We start from the raw sequence: 22,641 nt of genomic DNA, 5'->3' as shown, positions 1-22,641 counted from the left end.
GGAAGAAGGCGGTGGCCGACGCTCACCGATCGAGGTCGTACAGCTCGCCGAACTTCTCCTCCGCGTACTCGAGGAAGTATTCGGCGGTGAGCGGTTCGCCCGTCGCTCGCTCGATCAGTTCGTCGGTGCGGTAGCGGCGGCCGTGTTCGTGGACGTTCTCGCGCAGCCACGCCTGCAAGGCGTCGAACTCGCCGGCTTCGATCTTCGAGTCGAGGTCGTCGATCTCCGCGGCGGCGGCCGCGTACAGCTGGGCGGCGAGGACGCTCCCGAGCGAGTACGTCGGGAAGTAGCCGAACGAACCGTGGCTCCAGTGAATGTCCTGCAGACAGCCCTCGTCGTCGCCGTCGGGACGGACGCCGAGGTACGCGTCCATCCGATCGTTCCAGACGGTCGGCACGTCCTCGACGGCGAGGTCGCCCACGACGAGTTCGCGCTCGATCTCGAAGCGCAACACGATGTGGAGGTGGTAGGTCAGCTCGTCGGCCTCGACCCGGATGCAGTTGTCGTCGTACACCCGATTGGCCGCCTCGTAGGCCTGTCGAGCGGTAAGATCGGTGTCGTACTGGGCGTTGAACCGGTCGACGAACAGCCGCCAGAACGCTTCCGAGCGACCCACGTGGTTCTCGAAGAGCCGCGATTGGGACTCGTGGACCGTCAGGCCGCGGTGTTCGCCCAGCGGCGAGCCGTAGGCGTCCTGCGGCAGCCCGAGCGTGTAGTTCGCGTGGCCGAACTCGTGGATCGTCGAAGCGAGCGAGTCGAGCGGTTCGGACTGATCGAAGCGCGTCGTCACGCGGGCGTCGAACTGCGTTCCCATCGAGAACGGGTGCGGCGCAGTGTCGAGGCGGCCACGCTCGAAGTCGTAGCCGAGCGTCGAGAGCGCCTCGTGGGTCAGTTCGAGCTGGTCCGACTCCGGGAACGTCCCAGAGATCGCGTACGGTTCGGTGTCGGAGTCGGCGATCGCCTCGATGAGCGGGACGAGCCCCTCGCGGAGCTCTTCGAGGACGCGCTCGGCCGTCGAGAGGTCGAGGTAAGGCTCGTAGTCCGCGAAAAGAGTCGCGTAGTGGTCGGCGTCGGGATCGACGTGCTCGGCGTAGCGGCGCTTGAGATCGAGCAATCGTTCGAGCGTCGGCGCGAAGGCGTCGAACTCGTCCGCCTCCCGGGCGTCGGCCCAGACGGGGTGGGCCTCGGCGGTCGCCGTCGAGATCTCCTCGACGAGGTCGGTCGGCACGCGTACCTTGCGTTCGTGCTCGCGTCGAATCTCGCGGACCACGGCACGCCGTTCGTCGGAGAGGTCGGCTCCGTCCAGTTCGTCGAGCAGGTCGGCCACCTCGTCGTCGACGAGGATGTCGTGGGCGACCGCCGAGACCGCGCCGCGCTGTTTCGACCGCGCCGGCGTTCCGCCCTCGGGCATCATCACCTCCTGATCCCAGCTCAGAATGCCGTTCGCGTCGCCCAGATACGTCGCCCGCCCGTATCGGTCCAGGAGGTCCTCGTACGCCGCCGGGACGGAGTCGTCAGTCGTGGCCATACGGGCGGTGCGGTCGCGGCGGACAAAGAAGGCACGGAACGGGCGATTTCGGGGCAGCGAGTAGGTCGGAGAACGCACCGTAGCTCAAATTAAAGTATTACGGATGGTATTACTGAGTATGAGCAAATCAACGCACATCACGGAGAAGGGGCAGGCGACGATCCCGAAAGAGCTCCGTGAGAAATACGATCTCAAGCCCGGAGACGAGGTGATCTGGATGGATACCGAGGATGGGATCGTGGTCAGGAAACGGACACGCACCGGGGGGCGCGGGATGCTCGTCCCTGATGACCTGTCGGACGAAAAGCGGAAAGAAGTTGCTGACGCGCTGAGCGAACGCGTCCGTCAGCGCCGCGACCGCAACTACGAGGAAGTCTGAGATGGCGATGTACACAGCCGACGCCGTTTCGCTCCTGGTGTATCTCGTCGATGCACTCCCCGAGCGGGCGAATCGGTTGTTCGCCGAAGCGGAAGCCGGAGAGACAGTGCTTCAGGCACCCAGTACGGCGCTTGCCGAGGTGCTGTACGCGGTGTCTCACGACAAGAACGTTCGCGGGATCGACCTCTCAGGAACGCCGAAGGAGGCCAAACAGGCGTTGATCGAGAACGGCCCGATCACGGTCGCTCCGGTCGGCGACGAGGAATTGGCCGAGTACGCACAGGTTGTCGACGAGTTCACGATCCACGACGCGCTGATCGTTGCCAGTCACCGTGCTCGGCAGACGGATGGAATCATCACGACTGACGGCTCGATTGGCGACGCCGGATACGACATCGTTTGGGAGTGAACACCCGACGGGCACCCGTCCGAAACCCGAGCATCACGGTATTTATACGCGCTCGGATCCGATTTCGGATATGAATATTCTACCGGACACGAGCGCGGTGATCGACGGCCGCGTGTCGGAGCGAATCGACGCCGACGGCGTCGAGACCGTCTACGTCCCGGAAGCGGTCGTCGGCGAGTTGGAGGCCCAGGCCAACGACGGCCGCGACAGCGGGTGGACCGGATTGGAGGAGTTACAGCGGCTCGCGGCGCGCGACGACGACAGCGAGATCGCCCTCGAATACGTCGGCCGCCGCCCGGACGCGATCGAGAAACGCGACGCCGGCGAGGGCGAGATCGACGCGCTCATCCGCGATTTGGCGGAGAAACACGGCGCGACGCTTCTGACGAGCGACGTCGTCCAAAGCGAGGTCGCGAAGGCGAAAGGCGTCGCCGTCGAGTACATCGAGCCGCGGGTCGACGAGGACGCGTCGCTGTCGGTCGAGGAGTACCTCGACCCCGAGACGATGTCGGTACATCTCAAGACCGGCGTTCGCCCGATGGCCAAACGCGGCACGATCGGCGAGATGGCCTACGAACCGATCGCCGACGAGTCGTTGACCGAAGCGGAGATGCGCGCCGTCGCCGACGACGTGATCAACACCGCCCGCTCCTCCAGCGAGGGGTTCGTCGAACTCTCCGGGAAGGGCATGACGATCGTCCAGATACGCGACATGCGGATCGCGGTCGCCGAGCCGCCCTTCGCCGACGGGATCGAGGTGACCGTCGTCCGGCCGATCGTCAAGACCGATCTCGACGACTACGAGGACGCGGACGCGCTTCGCGAGCGGTTCACCGAACGCCAGCGCGGCGTCCTCATCTCGGGCGCACCAGGCGCGGGGAAATCGACGTTCGCGCAGGCGGTTGCGGAGTTCCTCGACGACTCCGGGTTCGTCGTCAAGACGATGGAGAAGCCGCGCGACCTCCAGGTCGGCCCCGAGATTACCCAGTACACCGAACTGGACGGCTCGATGGAGAACACCGCCGACTCGTTGCTCATGGTCCGGCCGGACTACACCATCTACGACGAGGTCAGAAAGACCTCTGACTTCCAGACGTTCGCCGACATGCGGCTGGCGGGCGTCGGGATGATCGGCGTCGTCCACGCGACGCGGGCGATCGACGCCCTCCAGCGACTCGTCGGCCGCGTCGAACTGGGGATGATCCCCCAGATCGTCGACACGGTCGTCTACATCGAGGCCGGGCAGGTCCACACGGTCTACGACGTGACGACCGAGGTGAAAGTGCCCCACGGACTCGTCGAGGAGGACCTCGCCCGACCGGTCATCGTCATCCAGGACTTCGAGACCGGCAAGCCGGCTTACGAGATATACACGTTCAACCAGCAGGTCGTCACCGTCTCCCTCGACGGGGCGGCGGGCGGCGGCGAAGAGACCGGCGTCGAGCGCGTCGCAAAACAGGAGATCGAACGGGAGATCCGCTCGGTCGCCCACGGTCACGTCGAGGTCGAGCTGAAGGGGTCGAACACCGCGGTCGTCTGGGTCGAAGATAACGACATCTCCTACGTCATCGGCAAGGGCGGCGGTCGGATCAGCCAGATCGAAGACCGACTCGGCATCGACATCGACGTGCGGACGTTCTCGGACCGACCCGGCGGAAAGTCCGGCGGGGCGTCGGGCGGAGCGTCGAGTACGGCCGGCGAGATCGTCACCCCCGAGGTGACCAAGCGCCACGTCATCATTCCGCTCGGCGACCACCACGGCGACACGGTCGAGATCCGCGCCGACGGCGACTACCTGTTCACGGCGACGGTCTCCCGCGGCGGCGAGATTCAGGTGTCACGCGGGTCGGCCATCGCCGAGGAGCTCGAGAGCGCGATCGACCGCGGGAAGACGATCACCGTCGTGCCGCAGTAGGGCGAAATCGTACCGTATTTCGAATCCGACCGTAGACTTATTACATTCAATTACGTGTGGTTACGCATGCCAGTCGAGTTCGACAGGTACCGACCGGACGATCTGCCGGACGAGGGAACGAACGGCAGACGGATCCTCGAATTCCTCGCGGAGACGCCCGAATTGGGATACCGGCCGAGCGAGATCGCCGAGGAACTCGCCATGCCCCGTGGAAGCGTCGGCACGACGTTGCGTCGTCTGGAACGGCGAGGGTTCGTCCGCCACAAGGGCGAGTACTGGGCGATCAACCCCGAGGCGTACGACGCTCAGACCGCGAGCGCGATCGGCCTGGCAAGCGTCGCCGAGGCGTTCGAGGGCGATTTTTACGATCGGAATCCGGAGTGGGATTCGGGGCTTCCGGACCTCGACGATGATGGATCGGCCGAGGAAACGTGATGTACGAGCGCGGAACCGTCGTCGTCGCGTCGGACCCGTTCGGGAACACGCCGAAGCGGCCGTATCTCGTCTGCAGCGACGAGACGCACCCGTTCGCCGGCGAGCAATACATCGTGCTCGGAATCACGACGAAGGCGTACGCGGATTCGATACCGCTTTCGGGAGCGTTCGTCGCGGGATCGCTCGCCCACGAATCGTTTCTCTCACCGTGGGCGATCGTCTCGATCCTCGAGAAACATGTCGATCGGGCGGTCGCCCGTATCGCCGAAGACACGATCACGGAGGCCCTTCAGCGCGCGGCGGGGTACGTTGGAGTACGGTGACCGGATCAGAACTCACATCGGGCGAGTGTCGCCGAGGAGCTCGAGAGCGCGATCGACCGCGGGAAGACGATCACCGTCGTGCCGCAGTAGGGCGGACCCGGGTTCAAAGCCGGAGATAAAATCCGCTACCTACGACGGAGAACGGTACCTATACAATCGAGGTTCGTCATAGCAGTGGTATGCGCGGCGATCCGAGCGAACTGATCGCGGGGACGCTCACTCGCTGGAGCGATCTCGATACCGACTGGCAGGGCGTCCTCGTCGGCGCGGCGATCGTCGCTCTGGTCGGGCTGTTCGGCGTCGACATTCCATGGTAGCGGACACGCTCGAGGCGATCCCCGGATTTCTCGCCCTCTGTCTCGGCGCGCTCGTCGCTCGCGGCCTGTCGGGGGTCGTCGGGGTCAACGAACTGCTACTCGCGATCGGTCTCGGGGTCCTTGCGACCAACGTCGTCGGGATACCCGACCGACTCCGCCCGGGAACGGCGACGCACGGCGTCTGGCTCGCCGCGGGGATCGTCCTCTTGGGCGCGTCGCTGACGGTCGAGCCGGTCCTCGAAACCGGTAGCACCGTCCTCCTCTTGCTGCTCGGGACGGTGCTCGCCACCGTCGCCACCGTCGAAGTGATCGCCCGGAACGTGGCCGGGCTTCCCGAGCGGCTCGGCTCGCTGCTCGCCGCGGGAGCCGGGATCTGCGGCGTCTCCGCGGTCGTCGCCGTCGGCGGCGCGGTCCGCGCTCGCGAGACGCAGATCGCCTATGCCGCCGGCGTCGTCCTGCTCGTGGATGCGATCACGATCGTCGTCTACCCGATCGTCGGCTCGCTGCTCGACCTCCCCGCGAACGTCTTCGGCGTCTGGGCGGGCGTGAGCATGCTCTCGACCGGCCCGGTCGTCGCCGTCGGGTTCGCCCACTCGGAGGCCGCCGGCCAGTGGGCGACGCTGACGAAACTCACGCGCAACGCCCTGATCGGGGTCGTCGCGCTCGGCTACGCGACCTACTACGCGCGCCGCGAAGCCGACGGAACGGTGTCGCCTCGCGTCCTCTGGGCGAACGTTCCGACGTTCGTCCTCGGCTTTCTCGCGCTCGTCGCGCTCGCGAGTCTCGGTGCGTTCTCGCCGGGACAGCAAGCGTCAATCTCGAACGCCGTCGACTGGCTATTCTTACTCGCGTTCGTCGGCCTCGGGACGGAGATCCGACTGGACGACCTCAGACGGACGGGGATCCGCCCGGCGCTCGTCGTGTTCGCGACGATCGTGCTCGTGAGCGCGCTGTCGCTGTCGGTCGCGCTCGCAGTGTTATAAGATCCGACAGGATCGTTCGCGATTACGGAGAATCAAGGAGAAAGCCTCGCCGTTCACCGCAGGGATGAATCCGACAACCTGTGAACACCCTACGTTCGATAGATTCGGCGTTCACTCGGGGAGATAAAAATCCGACTTCGGGTTTTTCGCCGGCGAGGCATTTTTGAGCTTGGCAATTTTAGCAGGGCTCCGATGTCGAACGATGACGACATCGTAGGCCTCATCTGTCGCAACAGTTGACCCTACGCTACCCACCGCTGAAACGAGATGGCCGGCATTCTCACTACCGAGGAAGACCATTGAGGCGTCCTCTTCCCGTGCCACTTTTCCCAGACGTTTCGCTATAGAGCCAGATGGAGCATAGCGATCTACAACTTTATGTCGGAAATCAGCACTTGGACATAGGTCTGCAACTTGATTATGTAATTTTGACACAACAGATTCCAAATCAAACTCTTCGTCCTGCCTGACCCAGCCGTGTTCTCTGGCATAGTCTTTATTTCCTTTTGGGATTACACTTACAGCTAGCACATCTTCGTCAAATACGCTCCCGAACTCAGTTGCCCGGACAAGTGCTGCTTCAGCGAGGTCAGACCCATCGAACGGAACGACCAGTGTCATACCCTAACTTTTCCGACGGTACAGAAAGTTGCTCGGATTCTTGTCCAAACGATGAGATAGCGTGTGGCCATACGCTTTTGAGAGACGACTCCCCAAACAGGGTATGGATGAAACGCTGTTCGATCGGATCCTGCTCCCGCTTGCCGATCCGGACGACGCTGAACGAACTGCCCGGGCGATTCGTCCCTATCTCGACGAGGAAACCACGCTCATCATCACCCACGTCACCCAAGGTGAGGCTGCTGGAACGACGGTTGCGATGGGACGAGACCGGTTCGCAGAAGAGATCTACGAGACGTTTATCGCTGTCCTGGGCCGACAGGACCTCACAATTGAATGGGTGACGCTCGAAGGGCGGGACGTTTCGGAAGCCATCATCGACGCGATCGGCACACTCGAGGCAACGCTGATGGCATTTACGCCCAGAGACCTTGACACGTGGAGCCGAACGCTCGCCGGCGACCCCGGGAGTCGACTGGTGCGGGACGCCGATATCCCGGTGATGGTTTTTCCCAGTCGGACCGAGTGACGTACGGAGAAGCCCTCGGTGGATGGAGTTAGAGTGGTCTCATTACCCGAGTGCGTCGGTAAGTTCCCGGAGCAACTTCCCGAGCATATCGAGTATCCCCTCGTCCGATTCTTCGGTCGGGGGAGCAGTCGCCGTGCTCGTCTGTTCGCCAGGGGTATCGTCGGTTGTCGAGGGAGCGGCCGCGGTCGTTGTTGGCGTCGTCTTGGTACGTCCCTCGGCAGCGTTCTCGACGGGTTCTGTTACCGTCGCAGAGCTACCCACGTCGTCGATGACTAACAGTTCGACGTCACGTGAGTCCGTCGCTGGAGCGTCGTAGGTGACTCGCTCGCCCGTCATCACCGTTCCATTCTCGAAGAACCAGACGTACTGGGTGATTGTCCCGTCGTCGTCGTTGGACGCGCTCGCGTCGAGCGTCACGGTACCGGCCTCCCGGTCGACCGATGAGGTAAACGCGGCGATCGGCTGCGCGTTCGGCACGGTGACGGTAACGATCTTTTCACGAACAGCAGTGTTCCCGCCGTCGTCGGTGACCGTCAGCCGAACGGTGTAGATCCCACCACTCGCGTAGGCGTGTGTCTGCGTCGGTCCGGTCGCACTCGACCCATCGCCGAACGTCCAGCGATACGAACTAATGGGGCCTTCAGCGTCGGTCGACCCACGGGCGTCGAACGACACAGATTCGCCCGTCCGCGCATCGAACGTACTCGGGGCAAACACGGCTTGCGGTGATGTGTCTTCGACAGTGATCGTCTTCGTCGACGTGTCCGTGTTTCCGTTGCCGTCCCGGACTGTTAGCTCGACGGTGTACGTCCCCGGGCTGGCGTAGGCGTGTGTCCGACTCGAGGTTGAGAGCCGACCTGTGGTGCTGCCGTCGCCGAAGGACCACTCGTAGGCCGTGATGCTACCGAGGAGACTGTGGGATTGTCCCGCGGTCAGCGTCACCGGTTCGCGGACGCCGACCGTCGTCTCACTCGCCTCGAACCGTGAAGCGATCAACTCGACGTCTCGTATCTGGCGCAGGTCCGCTTCGAGTGCCGCGGCGGTCAGGTCTGTGTTCGTGACCATCAGTTCCGACTCGGAACTGTTGTCGCCCGTCGTCTCAGTCGACGTATCGGTCGAGCCGCTGGGCGATGTGTCGTCGAGTGACGGTTCAGTGATGCTGGTGATCAGACTGTCGTTCACGAGTTCGGTCGAGATGGTATCGCCGGCCCTGACGCCGGTGAACTGGCGCGGAGCCTTTCCATCGGCGCTGACGAACACGTCGTAGGATCCTTCGACCCACCGCTCTCCACTCCACGGTGTCACTCCGACGACCTCACCGTCGACAAAGACGGTCGCCCCCGGCGTCGCAGTCCGAACCGTTATGGGTTGCTCGATCTTCGTCAGCCGCGTGTCGATATCGCGTGGCTCGGCCATGCGACGCGTCTCCGGGAGGTATCCCCGGTCGGCCACGGTGACGCGAACCGGGCCGTCCCTACCCACGTCGGTCGGGACCTCACCAGTCCACGGCGTTGTCCCGACCCGTTCTCTATCGATTGTGACGACCGCTCCGTCGACGTTCGAGGTGACCGTCATCGTCTCAGTCTGGTCCTGTTCCGGCGACTCGACTTTCAGTGGCTTCTCGGGCGTGAAAATGAACGGTGGAGTACCGTAGAGCGAGTCCAAGATAGCGGCGAAGCCTTCGTCGGGGATATCCGTCGGCTGGAGACAGGCGTCGAAGTCCTTGCCCGTTAGCGACCCTCTCGCTTCGGGGTCCCAGCAGGCTTCGAGCCTTATGTGTTCAATGGTCGTTCGCCCCTCGTCCGGCCCGAGGAACCGCGACATTTCGACGGCGTGGCTCTCGTGTGACCACACTTTGTCCTCGCGGGCGGTCCCGACGTACAGCGGTGTCTCGTCGGTTTTCTCGCCAGGGCCGAAGTACCGCTTTGGCCCAACCGGCCGGTAGGTCCCGACGTCGCGAGTTCCGTCCGTGGTGGTCGCGCTCATCACCTGTCCGGGAGTAAAGAACTCGTCTGAAGCTTCCTTGGTGAAGAAATTGTGCAGCTTCTTGAATGGGCCACCGATGAGGACCGAGAACAGTTTGGCCGTTGACCGTCCGGCTTGGCCGTTCTCTTTCGGGTCTTTCGGGCGCGTGTCGCTAACCACTTTGAGCTGGAATCCCGAGGCGTAGCCGTCGCCATCACGGTCGACACGCTCGACAACGACCAGCTCGTCTACCGCCCCCGATCCCTCCGTCTTGAACTCGACGTTCGTCATCGGTGACAGCGCTCCGCTCATGTCTACGGAAGGCCTTATTTCCGGTGACGGTTGTTGATCAGCGGGCGGGGGAGCCGGTGTAGTCGCCCCCATCGACGGGACGGCGGCGAAAACGACCATGGCGGCGAAAAGAATCGTTAGCGTGGTGTGAAATAGATGTTTCATGCTATTGTCGAAAATCAGGAATGTATTTATTTCTCTGTGATATAGTTCTATGGGGTAACGGACAGCGGTGTCATCTCTGCGGAACCCTCTGTGGACGCTGAAACGCGTCCGCATGGCTAGTGGCAAGATCGAATCTGAAGAGTCTCACAGTTGCGATTAGTCCGGTTCAGCCGACACACGTTTCAGGTTGTTTGATAAGAATGTTGATAGAACTATCAGCGTACACAAAGACCACTGATCGGTGTGACGCTGTCGTAATCTGTCTGGATCATGAACGTTGAGCGACGCTTTCCTCAAAAGCTCCCGTGGTACCGGTTGCCCCCGGCCAATACGCCGTAATTCCGCTTAGAAGCTGTCAGCCCGGTGAATTGCCCCCGTTGAATTCGCAGAAAGCGACGAGAGAGCATCGCCATGAAAAGCGCTATGCTGCCAGTCAACGGGCGGTTCGAACCGATCGATCACTACAGGGGTCGACGACGCCTAACATATTCAAAGGAACTCGCGGACCTCGGAGTACCACATGTCGTGGTGATCGACGGCGTCGATCCGCGTGGCGATCTTCACGGCGATGACGTGCCAACACAGCTGCGTGGGGTCCTCGGGATCGAGGTTGTACTGACTGTCCTCGCAGTCGCAGCCCTCGCCCTCGACGACGTACTCCTCGGAGTGGCCGACGACGACGGTGAAGTCCCGATACCCCTTCACCCGCCGCTCGCCGACGGCCTCGATGGCCGTCACGCCGCGGTCGCCGTGGGCGGCGATGATTCTGTCGGCGGCCTCGCTGGTCAGCTCGCCCGCCGATTCGAGCAGCCGTTCCCACTCGTCGACTGCGCTCACGGCGAGCTATTTCGGAGCGGACGGCAAAACAGGTTCGATCGTGCGATCGCGCTCGGCCACTCGAACCGGTCACCTGTGTCGCGCGGGAAACGACCACCTACATTTATAAACCTTAAATACGTGATTTAAGTCGAGTCATGAAGGATCCCAAGGAGACTATCAATATCGAGAACGTCGTCGCGTCGACGGGCATCGGTCAGGAGCTCGATCTGCAGAGCGTGGCCATGGACCTCGAAGGCGCGGACTACGATCCCGAGCAGTTCCCCGGACTGGTCTACCGGACACAGACCCCGAAATCTGCGGCGCTCATCTTCCGCTCCGGAAAGATCGTCTGCACCGGCGCGAAATCGACTGATGACGTACACGAGTCGCTCCGAATCGTCTTCGATAAGCTCCGCGAACTCGAGATTCAGGTCGACGACGACCCCGAGATCGTCGTCCAGAACATCGTCACGAGCGCCGATCTCGGTCGCAATCTCAATCTCAACGCCATCGCGATCGGTCTCGGTCTCGAGAACATCGAGTACGAACCCGAGCAGTTCCCCGGTCTCGTCTACCGCCTCGACGACCCCGACGTCGTCGCCCTGCTCTTCGGCTCCGGCAAACTCGTCATCACGGGCGGCAAAGAGCCCGACGACGCGCGAGAGGCGGTCGACAAGATCGTCTCCCGACTCGAGGAGCTCGGCCTGCTCGAGAGCTAACGGCGACGGTCGATCTCTTTCTCTGCGGTCCGTTTCTCACCAACCGCGAGCGGCGGCCGGGGCGTCCCCCCATTCTTAACCCCGAGTAGTGCCTTGTTGACACATGGCAATCGCTCGGCACGATCGGGGGGTGCGGGCGGATCTGCGAGCGCTGGGATCGCAGATCCATCCGGTGTTCATGCTGCCACCGCTGGCCGCTTCGTGGTTCGGCGCGGCCGTCGCGGGCGAGTTCACGCTCGGCGTCGGGGCGCTCCACATGGCTGCGATGTTCTTCGCGGTGTACACCGCGCACGTCAAGGACGGCTACGTGGATTTCTACCGGCGCGGCGAGGACGACGACCACCCGATGACGGTTCGTGGCTGTCGGCTCGCGCTCGTCGCCGCCGCCGTCGGCTTCGCCGCCTGCGCGCTCGCGCTCTGGGCGCTCGTCGGGCCCGGCGCGGCGCTCGTAACGCTTCCGACGTGGGTCATCGGCTACCTCCACGCCCCACAGCTCGACACGAACCCGCTCACCACGACGCTCGGTTATCCGACTGGGATCGCGCTCGCCATCCTCGGCGGCTTTTACGTCCAGACGACCGCCGTGACGGCACCGATACTCGGCTTTTGTCTCGTGTTCCTCGTGACGCTCGCGGGCGTGAAGATCATCGACGACGAGACGGACTACGCGTACGACCGATCGATCGATAAGCGAACGGTCGCCGTGGCGTTGGGTCGGCGCCGCGGGCGGGCGCTGGCGACGTATCTGCTGTGGCTCGGGATCGTCGGCGTCCTCTGGGGGACCGTAAGCGGCCGGTTCCCGCCGTCGACGCCGATCGCCGCGCTCGCCTTCGGCTCGGTCGTCCTCGTCGCCCGGCGAGCGGAGCCGACGCTCGCGACGATGCTGTTGGTTCGGGGGGCGTACGTCTTTCTCGCGCTGTTGCTCGTGGCAGTCTGGTTTCGGCCACTCTCCGGGACGGCGCTTCCGGATATCACCGCGTTGGGCCCCTACACCTACCTCGCCACGGAGGTCGTTTTCGGTGCGGTTGCGTTCGGGCTGCTCGCCCACGCGAACGCGTTCCGCAGCGCGGCCCGGACGATCGTCGTGCTGTATCCGATCGCGTATCTGTGGGACTGGTACACCCTGGAGGTCGGCGTCTTCGAGATCGCGATGCGAACGGGCTACGAGCTGTTCGGGATCCCGATCGAGGAACATCTGTTCATGATCGTCGTGCCGGCGCTCGTCTTGGGGATTCACGAGACGCTCGAAAAGCGCGCCCGGGCGTCGGTCCCCGAGACGGAGTCGCGAACCGCATAGCGCGATCCGCTTGACGGTCAGGGCACCAGTCGCTCGATCTCGGTCACGAGGATATCCGTCGCCCCGGCGGCCTTGAGATCGGGGATCACCTCGAACACCTCGCGTTCGTCGACGACGACGTGGACGGCGACCCCGTCCCCGCCGGCGATGTCCATCACGGTCGGGCCGCCCATCCCGGGGATCTGTTCTTTCACGTCGTCGAGGGCGTCTTCGGGGACGTTCATCATCACGTATCGCTTGCCATCGGCGTCGAGGACCGACCGGAACGCCGTCTTGATCTGTGCGATCTTCGGATCGTCGGCGACCGCCGGATCGGCGAACAGCCGGACCGACGATCCGAGCACCTCGTCGACGATCGAGAGGCGGTTCATCCGCAGCGTCGTCCCAGTCGAGGTGATATCGACGATCGCGTCGGCGATATCGACGTGCGGCGTCAGTTCGGTCGCGCCCGAGACCTCGACGATCTCCGGGGAGACGCCGATCTCCTCGAAGTAGTTCCGGGTGATCGTCGGGAACTCGGTGGCGACGGTGCCGCCCGAGAGCTCCTCGGGCGAGGTGACGCCGCCCTCTTCGGGGGAGGCGAGGACGAGCCGACAGCTCCCGAACTCGAGGTCGAGGAGGTCGACTAACTCGACATCTGACTCGGTCGCCTGATCGAGCCCCGTAATTCCGAGCGCCGCCGCGCCGTCACTGACGTACTCGGGAATGTCGGCGGCGCGGGCGAACAGCACCGACACGTCGGGGTCGACGGTGTTCGCGTAGAGCTTCCGGTCGGCACCGTCCTGTACGTGGAGACCGGCGCGTTCGAGCAGTTTCAGCGCCGGGTCGTGGAGACGCCCCTTGTTGGGCACGGCGATACGCATACCACCGTTTGCGGGCGACGGGTCTTTTCGTTATCGGAGCCGCGGCGCTACCACGCCTTACACTCCGCGCAGACGAGCCGATCGCCGTCGCGCCAGCGGCGGTCGACGGCGTCCCCACAGTCGGCGCAGACGGGCCCGTCGGGCGACCACGCGTACGTCGAGGTCGCCGGCTCGACCGAGTGCCTCGGATCGTCGCCGCCGTCGCGTCCGGTCGCTTCGTCGCTCGCATCCGCTCCCTCGTCTCCCGTGCTCGCGTGCCCGTCCGCCCCCTCGCCGCCGACCTCACGCCCGTTCGCATCCCGCTCGTCGTCCTCGCCGTCGCGTTCGCCCCCGTCGAGAAAGTCGTCTATCGAGGCGTCCTTCATACCACCACGTAGGGGTCGATCCACTTGAACGGTGAGGACGAGACGGATACACACAAGTAGGTTCGGTTCAACGGGGCGATATGGTCGAAATCGAGAGCGGAATTCGGGAGAACACGGTCGGAGCGATCGAGCAGTTCGCCGAGATCGCGAGCGTCGATCCGCTCGTCGCGGCGATGTTGCTCAGCGGCGCGATCATCACGGGCTTTTCGGTGACTGTCTTCGGCGTCGCCACGCTCGGCGCGGTCGTCGCGTCGATCAAGCGCGGTCTGACCGGTGCCGAAGAGCCGAACCAGCCAGCCTGATCGCCTCGTCGAGGTCCGGCCCCAGCGGCGAGCCGGCGACGAAACTGTCGGCGTGTCTCAGGACGGCGTCGATGCGTTCGGTCACTTCCTCCGGCGTTCCCGCGATGCAGAACGCCTCGGTCATCTCCTCGGTCACCGCGCCGAACGCGGCTTCGAACTCCCCCGCGGAGATGTGCGTCCCGATCGTCTCGGCTCGCTCGCGGTCGATCCCGTGGCGGTCCAACACCGGCGGGGCCGCCCCGGCGGCGATGAAGGCGACGGGCGGACGGGCGGCCTCCCTCGCGGCGTCCCCGTCTCGGGCGACAGAAACCGAGGCGTAGGCGGCGAAGTCGAACGCGCCGCGTTCGTCGGGGCGCTCGTCGAGGCCGGCCTCGACCTGTTCGGCCGCCCACGCGAAATCGCGGGGGTGTGAGCCGTTCAACAGGACGCCATCGGCGTGTTTCGCGGCCATCCGAATCATGTGCGGCCCCTGCGCGCCGACGTAGATCGGGATCGACCCCTCGACGTCGAAGTTGAGCCCCGCGTCGTGCGCGCGGAACGTCCCGTCGTGATCGACGCGCTCGCCCGCGAAGAGGTCCTCGGCGACTTTGAACGCCTCCAACACGCGGCGGAGCGGGCGGTCGTGGTCGTAGCCGAGGTTCTCGAGCGTCGATCGGTCGCCCGCGCCGATCCCGAAGACGGCGCGACCGCCCGAGGCTTCCTGCAGCGTCGCAACGCGCGAGGCGAGCGTCACGGGGTGCGTCTCATAGGGGTTCGCGACGCCGGGGCCGACGCGGATCGAATCGGTCCGTCGAGCGATGCGATCCAGCGCGAGCAAGGGGTCGCGGTTGTTGTAGTGCGACGAGCAAAAGGCGGTGTCGAACCCGTTGGCCTCGGCGCGCTCGCCGAGGTCGGCGATGCGGCGCACGGGGTGTTCGGGGGTGAGTTCGATCCCGATCATCCGTCGAACTCCCAGTTGCGGAGCGCCTCGCGGACGATGTCGTCCTCCTCGCGGCGAAACAGTTCTTCGCTGCCGGCGTGGTCGCCGAACGCCCAGTCGCGAACGACGACGGCGGGCGTCCCGTCGTTCCCTTCGCCTGCGACGAGGTTCGCCGCGCCGGCGAGTTCGTCGACGACCGACTGGACGGTCACCCCGAGTTCGCGGCCGTCGCGGTCGAACTCGCCGCGCCAGTCGCGCGAGGCCGGAATGCCGGCCCAGCCGACGGCGACGCCGCGCTGGCCGTATCGGAAGGGCCGCCCCGACGTGTCGGTCACGACGACCGGGACGCCGAGCGCCTCCGAGAGCCGTTCCGCCGACGCGCTCGGATCCTCCGGCAACAGGAGGAGGTCCGCGTCGGGGACGTTCGAGCGATCGATCCCCGCGTTGACCGTGATATGCCCGAACCGCGTCACCGCGAGCAGGAAGGGGGCGTCGGTGAGCAGTTCCTCGCTCTCCTCGATGACCGCCTGTGCGAAGCGGGGGTCCTTCGACTCGCCCGTGATGGATTCGAGCCGCTCGGCGATCGATTCGGCCCGTTCTGATGGCGGAAACGCCGAGAAATCGGCCTTTCGTCCCTCGGCTTTCGAGACGACGGTGCTCGCGAGACAGAGCACGTCGCCCTCCTCGAAGTCGAACCGGTCGTCGATGAGCGCCGCGAGGTCGTCACCCGCGTGTATCTCCGGCAGTCCCGAAACCGCGCGCGTCTTCATGTCGCCGTGGAGGGGTCGAACGAGTAAAAAAGCGCGCGATACCGGAGACGGGTCGCCCCCGGCGTTCAGCGGCGTCCGATCGGCGGCGAGAACCGACGAACAATTACCCCCGCGGCGACGACGGGGCGTATGACCGAGTATTTCGAGGTGCACGGCCGCGACGGCGCCGCCCGTCGCGGAGAAGTGCGACTCGCCGACCCGCTCTCGACGCCGGCGCTCGTCGACGCGGTCGTCGAGGACGCGGGCAGTCGCTGGCACGAGGAACAGCCGATGCCAGCGGGCGACGAGGCGACGCTGACGATCCTACCGCACCGAGCGCTGCCGCCGGGCACCGAAGCGCCGGTCGAGGAGGCCTTCGCCGTCGAGTATCCCGACGTCGAGTTCCCGAGCGCCGCGGTCGTCTCGCCGGGCACCGCGGCCGACCACGGCGCGGACGCGTACGTGCTGTCGAACGCCGGCGGGTACGCGGGTCACGCCGAGGCGTTCGTCGACGCCGTGCGCTCGGTTCGCGAGGCCGTCCCGGACGACACCGCGCTGTACGTCCCCGGCGTCGCGACGCCGGCGAACGTCGCCACGCTCGCGTATGCGGGCTGTGACCTTTTCGACGAGAAACACGCCAGGGCGCGGGGACTTGAGGGATTTTACCTCACCGGCGACGGCGAAGCGTTCCTCGAGGATCTCGACGAGTTGCCGTGTGCGTGTCCGGCCTGCCAGCGGTCAGTCGAGGCGTTCGACCGCGGCGACTGCGCCGAGCACAACGCGAACGCCCTCCGCGCCGAACTCGCCCGCGTCCGTCGCCGGATCGCCGATGGCCGCCTCCGTGATTACGTCGAGGGGCAGGCCCGCCACGAGGTGTGGCTGACGGCGACGTTCCGCCTGCTCGATCAGCAGTACGGCTACGTCGAGGAGCGAACCCCCGTCTTCCGGCGCAACGAGCTGCTGGCGGCGACCGACGACTCGCTCCGCCGACCGGAGATCCAGCGCTTCGCCGAGCGGGTGACGAGCCGGTATCGCCGCCGCCTCGACGCGCCGCTCGTGTTGGTGCCGTGTTCGGCGCGAAAACCCTACAGCGAATCGCAGAGCCACGAGCAGTTCAGCCGCGCGATCGGCTATCGGGGCCACATCGTCTCGATGACCTCGCCGATCGGCGTCGTGCCGAACGAGCTCGAAACGACGTACCCGGCCCAACACTACGACAGCGTCGTGACCGGCGAGTGGACGGCGACCGAGATCGAGTTCGTCGCCACCGTCTTGGAAGCGTACCTCGAACGCGCCGACTACGACCGCCACATCGCGCACGTCCCCGGCGAGGGCTACCGCGAAATTTGCGAGCGCGTCGAGGACTCCCTCGGCGTCGAGTTCGAGTACACCGTCGCCGACCATCCGACGACCGACGAGTCGCTCGCGGCGCTCGATTCGGCGCTTGAGGGCGAGTCGAGCTACTACAAGAGCGAGCGCGAGGCCGCGACGGTGCGGGCGATCGCGGACTTCCAGTTCGGCGACGGTGCGGGCGATGCAGTGTTCGGCCCCGACGTGACGACCGAGGGGATCTACCCGAAACTGCGGGTCCGCGACGGCGACGGCGACCACCTGGCGACGATGGTTCCGCAGTACGGCACGCTCTCGTTGACGGCCGCCGGGGCGCGGGCGTGGATCGACAGCGACGCGCCGACGAAACGCGTCGAGATCGACGGGTTCGTCCCCAGCGGGAGCGTCCTCGCGCCGGGGATCACCGCCGCCGACGAGGCAATTCGACCGGGCGACGAGGTCGTCTTCGAGGGGCCGAAGGCGTTCGGCGTCGGCCGGGCGACCTGTCACGGGCGGGCGATGGTCGAGTCGACCCGCGGGATCGCGGTCGACGTGCGCCACTGTAGGGAGCGCTGAACGACGGAACTCTTCAGCTGGAAAACGATAGCCGAGCGGAGCGAGCTTCGAGGCAAGTGACGGTCGCCCTACCCACCTTTTTATTCGTGGCACGCCACCCCAGAGTATGGACGAGATCCAGCTCGGCGTTCCCCAGCCGCTTCTCGATTCGCTCCCCGAGGACGGCGCGAACGCCCGCCAAGACATGCAGCGCGCCGTCGAGGGATACAACGCGCGCGTCGCCACCGCGGTCGAGACGGCCGAAGACGAGGGCGACGCAGCCGCGCGCATCCTCGACATCATCGAACACTTCGAGGACCGGGTCGAGCGCTTTCACGCGTTCGTCCCCGAACTCCGGGCGTGGGGGCAATCGCCCATCTTCGCCATCGCGTGGCGGAACCTCTATGCGGACCTCATCGAGCAACTGTACGAACACGAGTGGCTCGCCACACGGCTCGACCGCGAACGCAACGCTCGCCTCGTCGAGGACGGCATTCGGCTCTCGGACCTATGAGCGGGGCGATCGACGAGCCGATCGAGCTCGAGTTGCGGTTTTTCGCCACGTTCAGAGCCGCGGTTGGCCAGAAAGTCATCGAACGGGAGTTCGACGCGGGGACGACCGTCGGCGAGGTGCTCGCGGCGATCGAATCGGAGTTTCCCGAGGTCGCGGGCGACATCCTCGACGACGAGGGGGGAATCAAACCGCAGCTGAGCGTCCTGAAGAACGGGCGGGAAGTGATCCACATCGAGGGAACCGAGACGGTCATGGAGGACGGCGACACGCTGAGCGTCTTCCCGCCCGTCGCGGGAGGGTAGGCGATGGAGGAAACGCGCGAGTTCCGGGGCATCTCGAAGCGACTCGCCGTCCAGTACCTCGAAACGCTCGGCGGCGAGCGCGCCGACGAGGTGAGCGATCGGATCGAAAGCGATGGCTGGACGGCGGAGCTCTCGGAGCGAACGGTGAACCCGGTCGGCTCGATAACGCTCAACGAGGTGCGGATCCACTTCGAGGGCGACGAGTCGACGCTCGGACCGGTCGTCGAACGGTTCGCCCAGAAGGCCATGCGAGCCGGCGGATGACCGGAACGGGCGGGCCGCTCGACGGCAACGCGATCGTCCTCGCGGCCGCGAAAGCCTCCGTCTCGGGCGAGCGGCTGCCCGAACTCGTCGACCGGGCGCAGGCGACGTTGGAGACGAGACGCGACGAGTATGGCCGCCGATACGAGTGCGTCCACGAGGAAAACGGACAGGTGGTCTTCTTCGTCGAGGAGGGCCACTGGGCCGACCTCGGCGCGGAGCTCGGACTCGAACGCCGCGAGTGGGCGGCGCTCCGGCGCGCCCACGCGGAACACCTCAGACAGCTCGGCGGCGAACTCGGTCGTCGAGCCGAGTTCGAGACCGCACTGGACGTGCGCGAAGTCGTCGTGATCGGGTGAGCGACGTTCGGACGTGTCGCGATCGAAAAGTGGGGGTTTTTCCGTCGTGAATCCCAGGTTCGAGTATGCAAGGCAATCTTCCCCCGGAGGCCCAAGAGAAGATCGAGGAGCTCCAGGATCTTCAGGAGACAGCACAGCAGGTCGCCCAGCAGAAACAGCAGGCCGAGAGCCAACTGCAGTCGTCGAAGACGGCGCTCGAAACGCTCGACGGCATCGAAGGCGAGACCGAGATGTACCGCGAGGTCGGCGAACTCCTCATCGAGACCGACTACGACGAGGCCCACGAGGACCTCGAAGACAAAGTCGACAGCCTCGAGATCCGCGTCGAGACGCTGAAGAAACAGGAAGATCGCGTCCGAACGCAGTTCGAGAGCCTCCAAGAGGAGCTCCAGCAGATGCTGCAGGGCGGTGCGGGCGGCCCCGGCGGCGGACCGATGGGACCGGGCGGCCCCGGCGCGGGCGGCGCGTAGAGCCGTGACAAACGCGGGTGCGTCCGAATCGGAGCCGACCGACGAGGCGGTCGTCGAGGCCGCCTCCGACGCGGCCGAGGGGGTCGTCCTCTCGCGGTACAAACAGTCCGAGGTGACGGATCTCGACGTGACCGTCCGGTTCGAAGACGGGATACTCGAGGTCGATGTGTACCTCAACGCGCCCGACGACCCCGATCCCGAGGCGGTCGTTCGGGAGGCCGTCGAAGCGGCCGAGACGGCCGTCGACGAACTGTTCGGGCGCTGAAACCCGCGATTCGCGGGAACTTCTTATCGGGCTCTGTTGAATCCATCAGCGATTGGTAGGAATCGCACGCTGAAGAGAGGGCGTATGCAGGATACGATCTCTATTATATTGGGTAAGAAGAAGCCGTGAGCGAGTAGGACGGGGTATATACTATGACCACGGTGTCTGTATGCGTGTATAGTTCAGGACGCCAACACGAGCGGCTCGTACCACTCGCGGTTCTCGCGATACCACGCGATGAACTTCGCCACGCCCTCACGGATCGTGTGCTCTGGATCGTATCCCAATAGCGCCTGTGCCTTCGTCGTGTCGGCGTGGGTGTGCTCGGCGTCGGCGTCGTAGCGCTCGGCGGCGAGTTTCGACGCCCCGTACGGCGAGACGGGCAGTGTCGGGTCGGTTTCGGAGAACGGGACGTACTCCTCGCGGCCGCCGTAGACGGAGGACGAGGAGGCCATCACGAACCGCTCGATGTCCGTCTTGCGGGCGGCGTCGAGGAGGTTCAACGTGCCGTCGACGTTCACCTCGTCGTACTCGCGCGGCGCTTCGACGCTCGGGCGGACGCCCGCCTTCGCCGCCTGATGATAGACGTAGTCGGCGTCGGCGACGAGCTCGTCGACGAGGTCGGCGTCGCGAACGTCGCCCTCGACGAACGAATAGTCGACGCCTCGCTTGGCCGCCAGTTCGCGGTGGACGTCTCTGGTGTGTTCTTTGATACCGAGATCGTAGAACGGATCCATCATATCGAGGACGGTCACGTCGAGACCGTCCGCCAGGAACCCCTCCGCGAGATGGCCGCCGATGAACCCTGCCCCACCGGTAACGAGAACGTGCATGGCGTTCGATCCCATCCGCCGGATAAAAAGTCGCCCGGAATCGCCCCGTCTTCGGGCAACCCGGGACAGCCGTCCACCGTCTCGGTTCGAAATGACCGTCACGAGACCCCCGACGGTGGAGTCCTCGTGCGGGGAGATCTCAATGTAGATCCGTCGCTACTCGGTGTCCTCGTCGGTTTGGCTCTCGTCGTCGGTATTCTCGACACTCTGCAGGAGAAGATCGGTCCCCGCCGCGGCGACCATGCCGACGCCGATCGCGCGCAACTGCCGGACGTACGCTGGCTTCGGCTTGAGTTCGGCGGCGTTTTCGAAGTTCATGCCGATCATCTTCTTCACGAACCTGCTACTCGACCGAGGGAAGAGCGCGGCCACGAGCCCTTGGACCAACACGAACACCGTTCCAGCGGTATTACACTTTTGTTTGTTCATCACACTGTTACATAGCACTCGACACACATTAGTATTGTCGTTATTGAACTATATCGGACGCTCCGGTAACAGTTATAAGGTGCTTTTGACGTCTTCATCGAATCTGACGCCACGCTATATTGTTATTATGCTACTTTATTCTCGGGTGAGATGATCGGTGCCCCCGATCGGACGACCGGGGTCTGGACCCCCCTCTTCGGGCTGACGGATGTCCCGTTCACCGCGGTCGAACGGGCCTCAAACCGCCCGAAACACGCGAACCGTATCGCGTTTGCCGGACTCACAGAGCAGATGCGCCAGCCCCAGTTCGGAAAACACCGCCTTCCAGTCGCGGTGATACAGCGGGAAGTCGTCGTTGACGGTGCTCACCTTCGAATCGACGCGGCCGCGATCCGGGCTGTTGCCCTCGTTCTCGGCCGTGATCACCAGATCCGAACCGACGCGGGCAACCTCCTCGAAGACCCACTCGTCGTCGGGGTGGACGTGCTGGAGCGTCTCGACCGAGTAGACAACGTCGAAGTGGTCGTCGGGCACGGTCGGGAGGTACTCCTCGATCGCGCCCGTGTGGAAGGTCCCGGTCTCGATGAGCCGGGGGAAGTACTCGGCCATGACCTCGAAGGAGTTGTCGTTGAGATCGATTCCGGTGAGGTCTGTGTATCCCTGTTTGCGGAGGTGTTCGAGGTGACGACCGGAGCTACACCCCAACTCCAAGATCGCGGCGCCGGAGGCGACGTAGTGATCGAACACCGCGGCGAGCGTCTCGCTCACCTCGTTGGCCCCGATCTCGGCGTAGTATTCCGGCGAGTACTCCTCGGAGCGCTCCGCCCAGGTGCGATGGTTGTCGTCGGGGTTTATCTCCATGTCAGAGGGAACGGGGGCCGGAGGTAAATGGTTCGTGGGATCAGTGTCCGGACGGTTGTACGGTGGACTGCACCGAGATCAATTCGTTCGAGACACAAGCGGCTCTTCGCCACCGGCAAGACGGAGGCTTCCGACGACCCGACGTACTCGGATCGCCCCGCTCGTAGACGTGTCATTTCGTCAGTAGCATGGAAGCTAGCTATAGCGGTGACTCACCGGTATGTCTCGTGCGTAATCCCGGAGATGTTTCTGAAGTGTTTATCTTCTGTGAGGACCGGCTCGCCCCGTTCCAGAGCCGTTGCAGCGATCACCGCGTCGCCTTTCGCGATTCTTGATCCCTCCCCGTCATTCGCAGCGGCCATCCGTTCGCCAAGCAGTCGTCCCGCGCGCCGAGAAATCCGTGGCGTCATGCCCGCGATGGGATACGAATCGAGCACTGTATCGACCGTCCGGCGCTTTTCAGCGTCTTTCGAGGCGGAGCCCCCGGCCTCAAGGAGCGAGGGCTTTCGACGCCGAGTCGGAAGGACGACGCCAGTCGGCCGGGGAGGAAGCCGACACGGTGGGAGACAA

30 protein-coding genes are annotated in these 22,641 nt (G+C 64.8%); 18 read left to right on the top strand and 12 right to left on the bottom strand.

Annotated features, from left to right (window positions below; all coding sequences use genetic code 11):
* Positions 1–22: 22 nt before the first annotated feature.
* Complete coding sequence (locus DM868_RS08435) at positions 23–1,528, bottom strand: carboxypeptidase M32 (RefSeq protein ID WP_137276442.1); 1,506 nt, start codon at positions 1,526–1,528, stop codon at positions 23–25.
* Between the two features lie 118 nt (positions 1,529–1,646).
* Here DM868_RS08435 and DM868_RS08430 point away from each other — a divergent pair, with 118 nt between their 5' ends.
* From DM868_RS08430 to DM868_RS08405, 7 genes are all read left to right on the top strand, one after another.
* Positions 1,647–1,907: an AbrB/MazE/SpoVT family DNA-binding domain-containing protein gene (locus tag DM868_RS08430; RefSeq protein ID WP_137276441.1), complete on the top strand. Its 261-nt coding sequence runs from the start codon at positions 1,647–1,649 to the stop codon at positions 1,905–1,907.
* Between the two features lies 1 nt (position 1,908).
* Entirely contained in the window at positions 1,909–2,316 is a 408-nt protein-coding gene (locus DM868_RS08425) for a hypothetical protein (RefSeq protein ID WP_137276440.1), read from the top strand.
* 70 nt (positions 2,317–2,386) lie between these two features.
* Complete coding sequence (locus tag DM868_RS08420) at positions 2,387–4,231, top strand: PINc/VapC family ATPase (protein ID WP_137276439.1); 1,845 nt, start codon at positions 2,387–2,389, stop codon at positions 4,229–4,231.
* A gap of 66 nt (positions 4,232–4,297) precedes the next feature.
* Complete coding sequence (locus DM868_RS08415) at positions 4,298–4,666, top strand: helix-turn-helix domain-containing protein (RefSeq protein ID WP_137276438.1); 369 nt, start codon at positions 4,298–4,300, stop codon at positions 4,664–4,666.
* Positions 4,666–4,989: a hypothetical protein gene (locus tag DM868_RS08410; RefSeq protein ID WP_137276437.1), complete on the top strand. Its 324-nt coding sequence runs from the start codon at positions 4,666–4,668 to the stop codon at positions 4,987–4,989. The genes DM868_RS08415 and DM868_RS08410 overlap by 1 nt, the downstream gene beginning before the upstream one ends.
* Positions 4,990–5,168: 179 nt before the next feature.
* Positions 5,169–5,306 (top strand): hypothetical protein, encoded by a 138-nt coding sequence (locus DM868_RS15095; RefSeq protein ID WP_170964462.1) that lies wholly within the window; start codon positions 5,169–5,171, stop codon positions 5,304–5,306.
* On the top strand, positions 5,300–6,289 hold the full coding sequence (locus DM868_RS08405; protein ID WP_137276436.1) for a YeiH family protein: 990 nt from the start codon (positions 5,300–5,302) through the stop codon (positions 6,287–6,289). The genes DM868_RS15095 and DM868_RS08405 overlap by 7 nt, the downstream gene beginning before the upstream one ends.
* 111 nt (positions 6,290–6,400) lie before the next feature.
* On the opposite strand, the gene DM868_RS08400 is transcribed toward DM868_RS08405, so the two are convergent.
* Complete coding sequence (locus DM868_RS08400; RefSeq protein ID WP_137276435.1) at positions 6,401–6,910, bottom strand: universal stress protein; 510 nt, start codon at positions 6,908–6,910, stop codon at positions 6,401–6,403.
* A 103-nt stretch (positions 6,911–7,013) separates the two neighbouring features.
* On the opposite strand from DM868_RS08400, the gene DM868_RS08395 reads away from it, so the two are divergent.
* Entirely contained in the window at positions 7,014–7,439 is a 426-nt protein-coding gene (locus DM868_RS08395; RefSeq protein ID WP_137276434.1) for a universal stress protein, read from the top strand.
* Between the two features lie 42 nt (positions 7,440–7,481).
* Here DM868_RS08395 and DM868_RS08390 read toward each other — a convergent pair whose 3' ends face one another.
* Together DM868_RS08390 and DM868_RS08385 are read right to left on the bottom strand one after the other, a co-directional pair.
* On the bottom strand, positions 7,482–9,695 hold the full coding sequence (locus DM868_RS08390) for a PKD domain-containing protein (protein WP_170964461.1): 2,214 nt from the start codon (positions 9,693–9,695) through the stop codon (positions 7,482–7,484).
* A gap of 654 nt (positions 9,696–10,349) precedes the next feature.
* Complete coding sequence (locus DM868_RS08385) at positions 10,350–10,697, bottom strand: hypothetical protein (protein WP_137276432.1); 348 nt, start codon at positions 10,695–10,697, stop codon at positions 10,350–10,352.
* 137 nt (positions 10,698–10,834) lie between these two features.
* Here DM868_RS08385 and DM868_RS08380 point away from each other — a divergent pair, with 137 nt between their 5' ends.
* A complete protein-coding gene (locus tag DM868_RS08380) occupies positions 10,835–11,398 on the top strand; it encodes a TATA-box-binding protein (protein ID WP_137276431.1) in 564 nt (187 codons plus the stop codon).
* A 103-nt stretch (positions 11,399–11,501) separates the two neighbouring features.
* Entirely contained in the window at positions 11,502–12,695 is a 1,194-nt protein-coding gene (locus DM868_RS08375) for a lycopene cyclase domain-containing protein (protein WP_137276430.1), read from the top strand.
* A 17-nt stretch (positions 12,696–12,712) separates the two neighbouring features.
* On the opposite strand, the gene hisG is transcribed toward DM868_RS08375, so the two are convergent.
* Complete coding sequence (hisG, locus tag DM868_RS08370; RefSeq protein WP_137276429.1) at positions 12,713–13,558, bottom strand: ATP phosphoribosyltransferase; 846 nt, start codon at positions 13,556–13,558, stop codon at positions 12,713–12,715.
* A 47-nt stretch (positions 13,559–13,605) separates the two neighbouring features.
* Positions 13,606–13,923, bottom strand: a complete 318-nt coding sequence (locus DM868_RS08365) for a DUF7573 domain-containing protein (RefSeq protein WP_137276428.1) — start codon at positions 13,921–13,923, stop codon at positions 13,606–13,608.
* Positions 13,924–14,003: 80 nt separating this feature from the next.
* Between DM868_RS08365 and DM868_RS08360 the strand changes: the two genes are divergently transcribed.
* Positions 14,004–14,225 carry a hypothetical protein gene (locus DM868_RS08360; protein ID WP_137276427.1) on the top strand — a complete coding sequence of 74 codons (222 nt, stop codon included), beginning with the start codon at positions 14,004–14,006 and terminating at the stop codon, positions 14,223–14,225.
* Here the strand turns inward: DM868_RS08360 and DM868_RS08355 are convergent.
* Both DM868_RS08355 and DM868_RS08350 read right to left on the bottom strand, forming a co-directional pair.
* Positions 14,179–15,165, bottom strand: a complete 987-nt coding sequence (locus tag DM868_RS08355) for a 5,10-methylenetetrahydromethanopterin reductase (protein ID WP_137276426.1) — start codon at positions 15,163–15,165, stop codon at positions 14,179–14,181. The genes DM868_RS08360 and DM868_RS08355 overlap by 47 nt on opposite strands.
* Positions 15,162–15,914 (bottom strand): coenzyme F420-0:L-glutamate ligase, encoded by a 753-nt coding sequence (locus DM868_RS08350; RefSeq protein ID WP_137276425.1) that lies wholly within the window; start codon positions 15,912–15,914, stop codon positions 15,162–15,164. The genes DM868_RS08355 and DM868_RS08350 overlap by 4 nt, the downstream gene beginning before the upstream one ends.
* Before the next feature lie 129 nt (positions 15,915–16,043).
* On the opposite strand from DM868_RS08350, the gene arcS reads away from it, so the two are divergent.
* From arcS to DM868_RS08315, 7 genes are all read left to right on the top strand, one after another.
* Complete coding sequence (gene arcS / locus DM868_RS08345) at positions 16,044–17,798, top strand: archaeosine synthase subunit alpha (RefSeq protein WP_137276424.1); 1,755 nt, start codon at positions 16,044–16,046, stop codon at positions 17,796–17,798.
* Between the two features lie 106 nt (positions 17,799–17,904).
* Positions 17,905–18,291 carry a hypothetical protein gene (locus DM868_RS08340; protein WP_137276423.1) on the top strand — a complete coding sequence of 129 codons (387 nt, stop codon included), beginning with the start codon at positions 17,905–17,907 and terminating at the stop codon, positions 18,289–18,291.
* Between the two features lie 20 nt (positions 18,292–18,311).
* Positions 18,312–18,593 (top strand): ubiquitin-like small modifier protein 1, encoded by a 282-nt coding sequence (locus DM868_RS08335; protein WP_137276808.1) that lies wholly within the window; start codon positions 18,312–18,314, stop codon positions 18,591–18,593.
* A gap of 3 nt (positions 18,594–18,596) precedes the next feature.
* Positions 18,597–18,857, top strand: coding sequence for a hypothetical protein (locus DM868_RS08330; protein ID WP_137276422.1), 261 nt, complete (start codon positions 18,597–18,599; stop codon positions 18,855–18,857).
* A complete protein-coding gene (locus DM868_RS08325; RefSeq protein WP_137276421.1) occupies positions 18,854–19,213 on the top strand; it encodes a hypothetical protein in 360 nt (119 codons plus the stop codon). Before DM868_RS08330 ends, DM868_RS08325 begins: the two co-directional genes overlap by 4 nt.
* Before the next feature lie 65 nt (positions 19,214–19,278).
* Entirely contained in the window at positions 19,279–19,683 is a 405-nt protein-coding gene (locus DM868_RS08320; protein ID WP_137276420.1) for a prefoldin subunit beta, read from the top strand.
* Between the two features lie 4 nt (positions 19,684–19,687).
* Positions 19,688–19,948: a DUF3194 domain-containing protein gene (locus DM868_RS08315; RefSeq protein WP_137276419.1), complete on the top strand. Its 261-nt coding sequence runs from the start codon at positions 19,688–19,690 to the stop codon at positions 19,946–19,948.
* A 182-nt stretch (positions 19,949–20,130) separates the two neighbouring features.
* Here DM868_RS08315 and DM868_RS08310 read toward each other — a convergent pair whose 3' ends face one another.
* From DM868_RS08310 to DM868_RS08295, 4 genes are all read right to left on the bottom strand, one after another.
* Positions 20,131–20,781, bottom strand: a complete 651-nt coding sequence (locus tag DM868_RS08310; protein WP_137276418.1) for a GDP-mannose 4,6-dehydratase — start codon at positions 20,779–20,781, stop codon at positions 20,131–20,133.
* Between the two features lie 156 nt (positions 20,782–20,937).
* A complete protein-coding gene (locus DM868_RS08305) occupies positions 20,938–21,210 on the bottom strand; it encodes a hypothetical protein (RefSeq protein ID WP_137276417.1) in 273 nt (90 codons plus the stop codon).
* Between the two features lie 237 nt (positions 21,211–21,447).
* A complete protein-coding gene (locus DM868_RS08300; RefSeq protein ID WP_137276807.1) occupies positions 21,448–22,065 on the bottom strand; it encodes a class I SAM-dependent methyltransferase in 618 nt (205 codons plus the stop codon).
* Positions 22,066–22,283: 218 nt separating this feature from the next.
* On the bottom strand, positions 22,284–22,641 hold a 358-nt coding region (locus DM868_RS08295), incomplete at its 5' end, for a PIN domain-containing protein (RefSeq protein WP_137276416.1).

This window comes from Natronomonas salsuginis (genome assembly GCF_005239135.1).
Classification (GTDB): domain Archaea; phylum Halobacteriota; class Halobacteria; order Halobacteriales; family Haloarculaceae; genus Natronomonas; species Natronomonas salsuginis.
This window is presented reverse-complemented; position numbering and strand designations above follow the sequence as displayed.

Bases quoted from the DNA above. Each gene is read 5' to 3' on its own strand.
- hisG (WP_137276429.1), bottom strand. From the start codon at position 13,558: ATGCGTATCGCCGTGCCCAACAAGGGGCGTCTCCACGACCCGGCGCTG.
- DM868_RS08325 (WP_137276421.1), top strand. From the start codon at position 18,854: ATGACCGGAACGGGCGGGCCGCTCGACGGCAACGCGATCGTCCTCGCG.
- DM868_RS08330 (WP_137276422.1), top strand. From the start codon at position 18,597: ATGGAGGAAACGCGCGAGTTCCGGGGCATCTCGAAGCGACTCGCCGTC.
- DM868_RS08380 (WP_137276431.1), top strand. From the start codon at position 10,835: ATGAAGGATCCCAAGGAGACTATCAATATCGAGAACGTCGTCGCGTCG.
- arcS (WP_137276424.1), top strand. From the start codon at position 16,044: ATGACCGAGTATTTCGAGGTGCACGGCCGCGACGGCGCCGCCCGTCGC.
- DM868_RS08425 (WP_137276440.1), top strand. From the start codon at position 1,909: ATGGCGATGTACACAGCCGACGCCGTTTCGCTCCTGGTGTATCTCGTC.
- DM868_RS08340 (WP_137276423.1), top strand. From the start codon at position 17,905: ATGGACGAGATCCAGCTCGGCGTTCCCCAGCCGCTTCTCGATTCGCTC.
- DM868_RS08320 (WP_137276420.1), top strand. From the start codon at position 19,279: ATGCAAGGCAATCTTCCCCCGGAGGCCCAAGAGAAGATCGAGGAGCTC.
- DM868_RS08355 (WP_137276426.1), bottom strand. From the start codon at position 15,165: ATGATCGGGATCGAACTCACCCCCGAACACCCCGTGCGCCGCATCGCC.
- DM868_RS15095 (WP_170964462.1), top strand. From the start codon at position 5,169: ATGCGCGGCGATCCGAGCGAACTGATCGCGGGGACGCTCACTCGCTGG.
- DM868_RS08415 (WP_137276438.1), top strand. From the start codon at position 4,298: ATGCCAGTCGAGTTCGACAGGTACCGACCGGACGATCTGCCGGACGAG.
- DM868_RS08435 (WP_137276442.1), bottom strand. From the start codon at position 1,528: ATGGCCACGACTGACGACTCCGTCCCGGCGGCGTACGAGGACCTCCTG.
- DM868_RS08350 (WP_137276425.1), bottom strand. From the start codon at position 15,914: ATGAAGACGCGCGCGGTTTCGGGACTGCCGGAGATACACGCGGGTGAC.
- DM868_RS08360 (WP_137276427.1), top strand. From the start codon at position 14,004: ATGGTCGAAATCGAGAGCGGAATTCGGGAGAACACGGTCGGAGCGATC.
- DM868_RS08305 (WP_137276417.1), bottom strand. From the start codon at position 21,210: ATGAACAAACAAAAGTGTAATACCGCTGGAACGGTGTTCGTGTTGGTC.
- DM868_RS08375 (WP_137276430.1), top strand. From the start codon at position 11,502: ATGGCAATCGCTCGGCACGATCGGGGGGTGCGGGCGGATCTGCGAGCG.
- DM868_RS08400 (WP_137276435.1), bottom strand. From the start codon at position 6,910: ATGACACTGGTCGTTCCGTTCGATGGGTCTGACCTCGCTGAAGCAGCA.
- DM868_RS08430 (WP_137276441.1), top strand. From the start codon at position 1,647: ATGAGCAAATCAACGCACATCACGGAGAAGGGGCAGGCGACGATCCCG.
- DM868_RS08390 (WP_170964461.1), bottom strand. From the start codon at position 9,695: ATGACGAACGTCGAGTTCAAGACGGAGGGATCGGGGGCGGTAGACGAG.
- DM868_RS08365 (WP_137276428.1), bottom strand. From the start codon at position 13,923: ATGAAGGACGCCTCGATAGACGACTTTCTCGACGGGGGCGAACGCGAC.
- DM868_RS08420 (WP_137276439.1), top strand. From the start codon at position 2,387: ATGAATATTCTACCGGACACGAGCGCGGTGATCGACGGCCGCGTGTCG.
- DM868_RS08405 (WP_137276436.1), top strand. From the start codon at position 5,300: ATGGTAGCGGACACGCTCGAGGCGATCCCCGGATTTCTCGCCCTCTGT.
- DM868_RS08310 (WP_137276418.1), bottom strand. From the start codon at position 20,781: ATGCACGTTCTCGTTACCGGTGGGGCAGGGTTCATCGGCGGCCATCTC.
- DM868_RS08410 (WP_137276437.1), top strand. From the start codon at position 4,666: ATGTACGAGCGCGGAACCGTCGTCGTCGCGTCGGACCCGTTCGGGAAC.
- DM868_RS08395 (WP_137276434.1), top strand. From the start codon at position 7,014: ATGGATGAAACGCTGTTCGATCGGATCCTGCTCCCGCTTGCCGATCCG.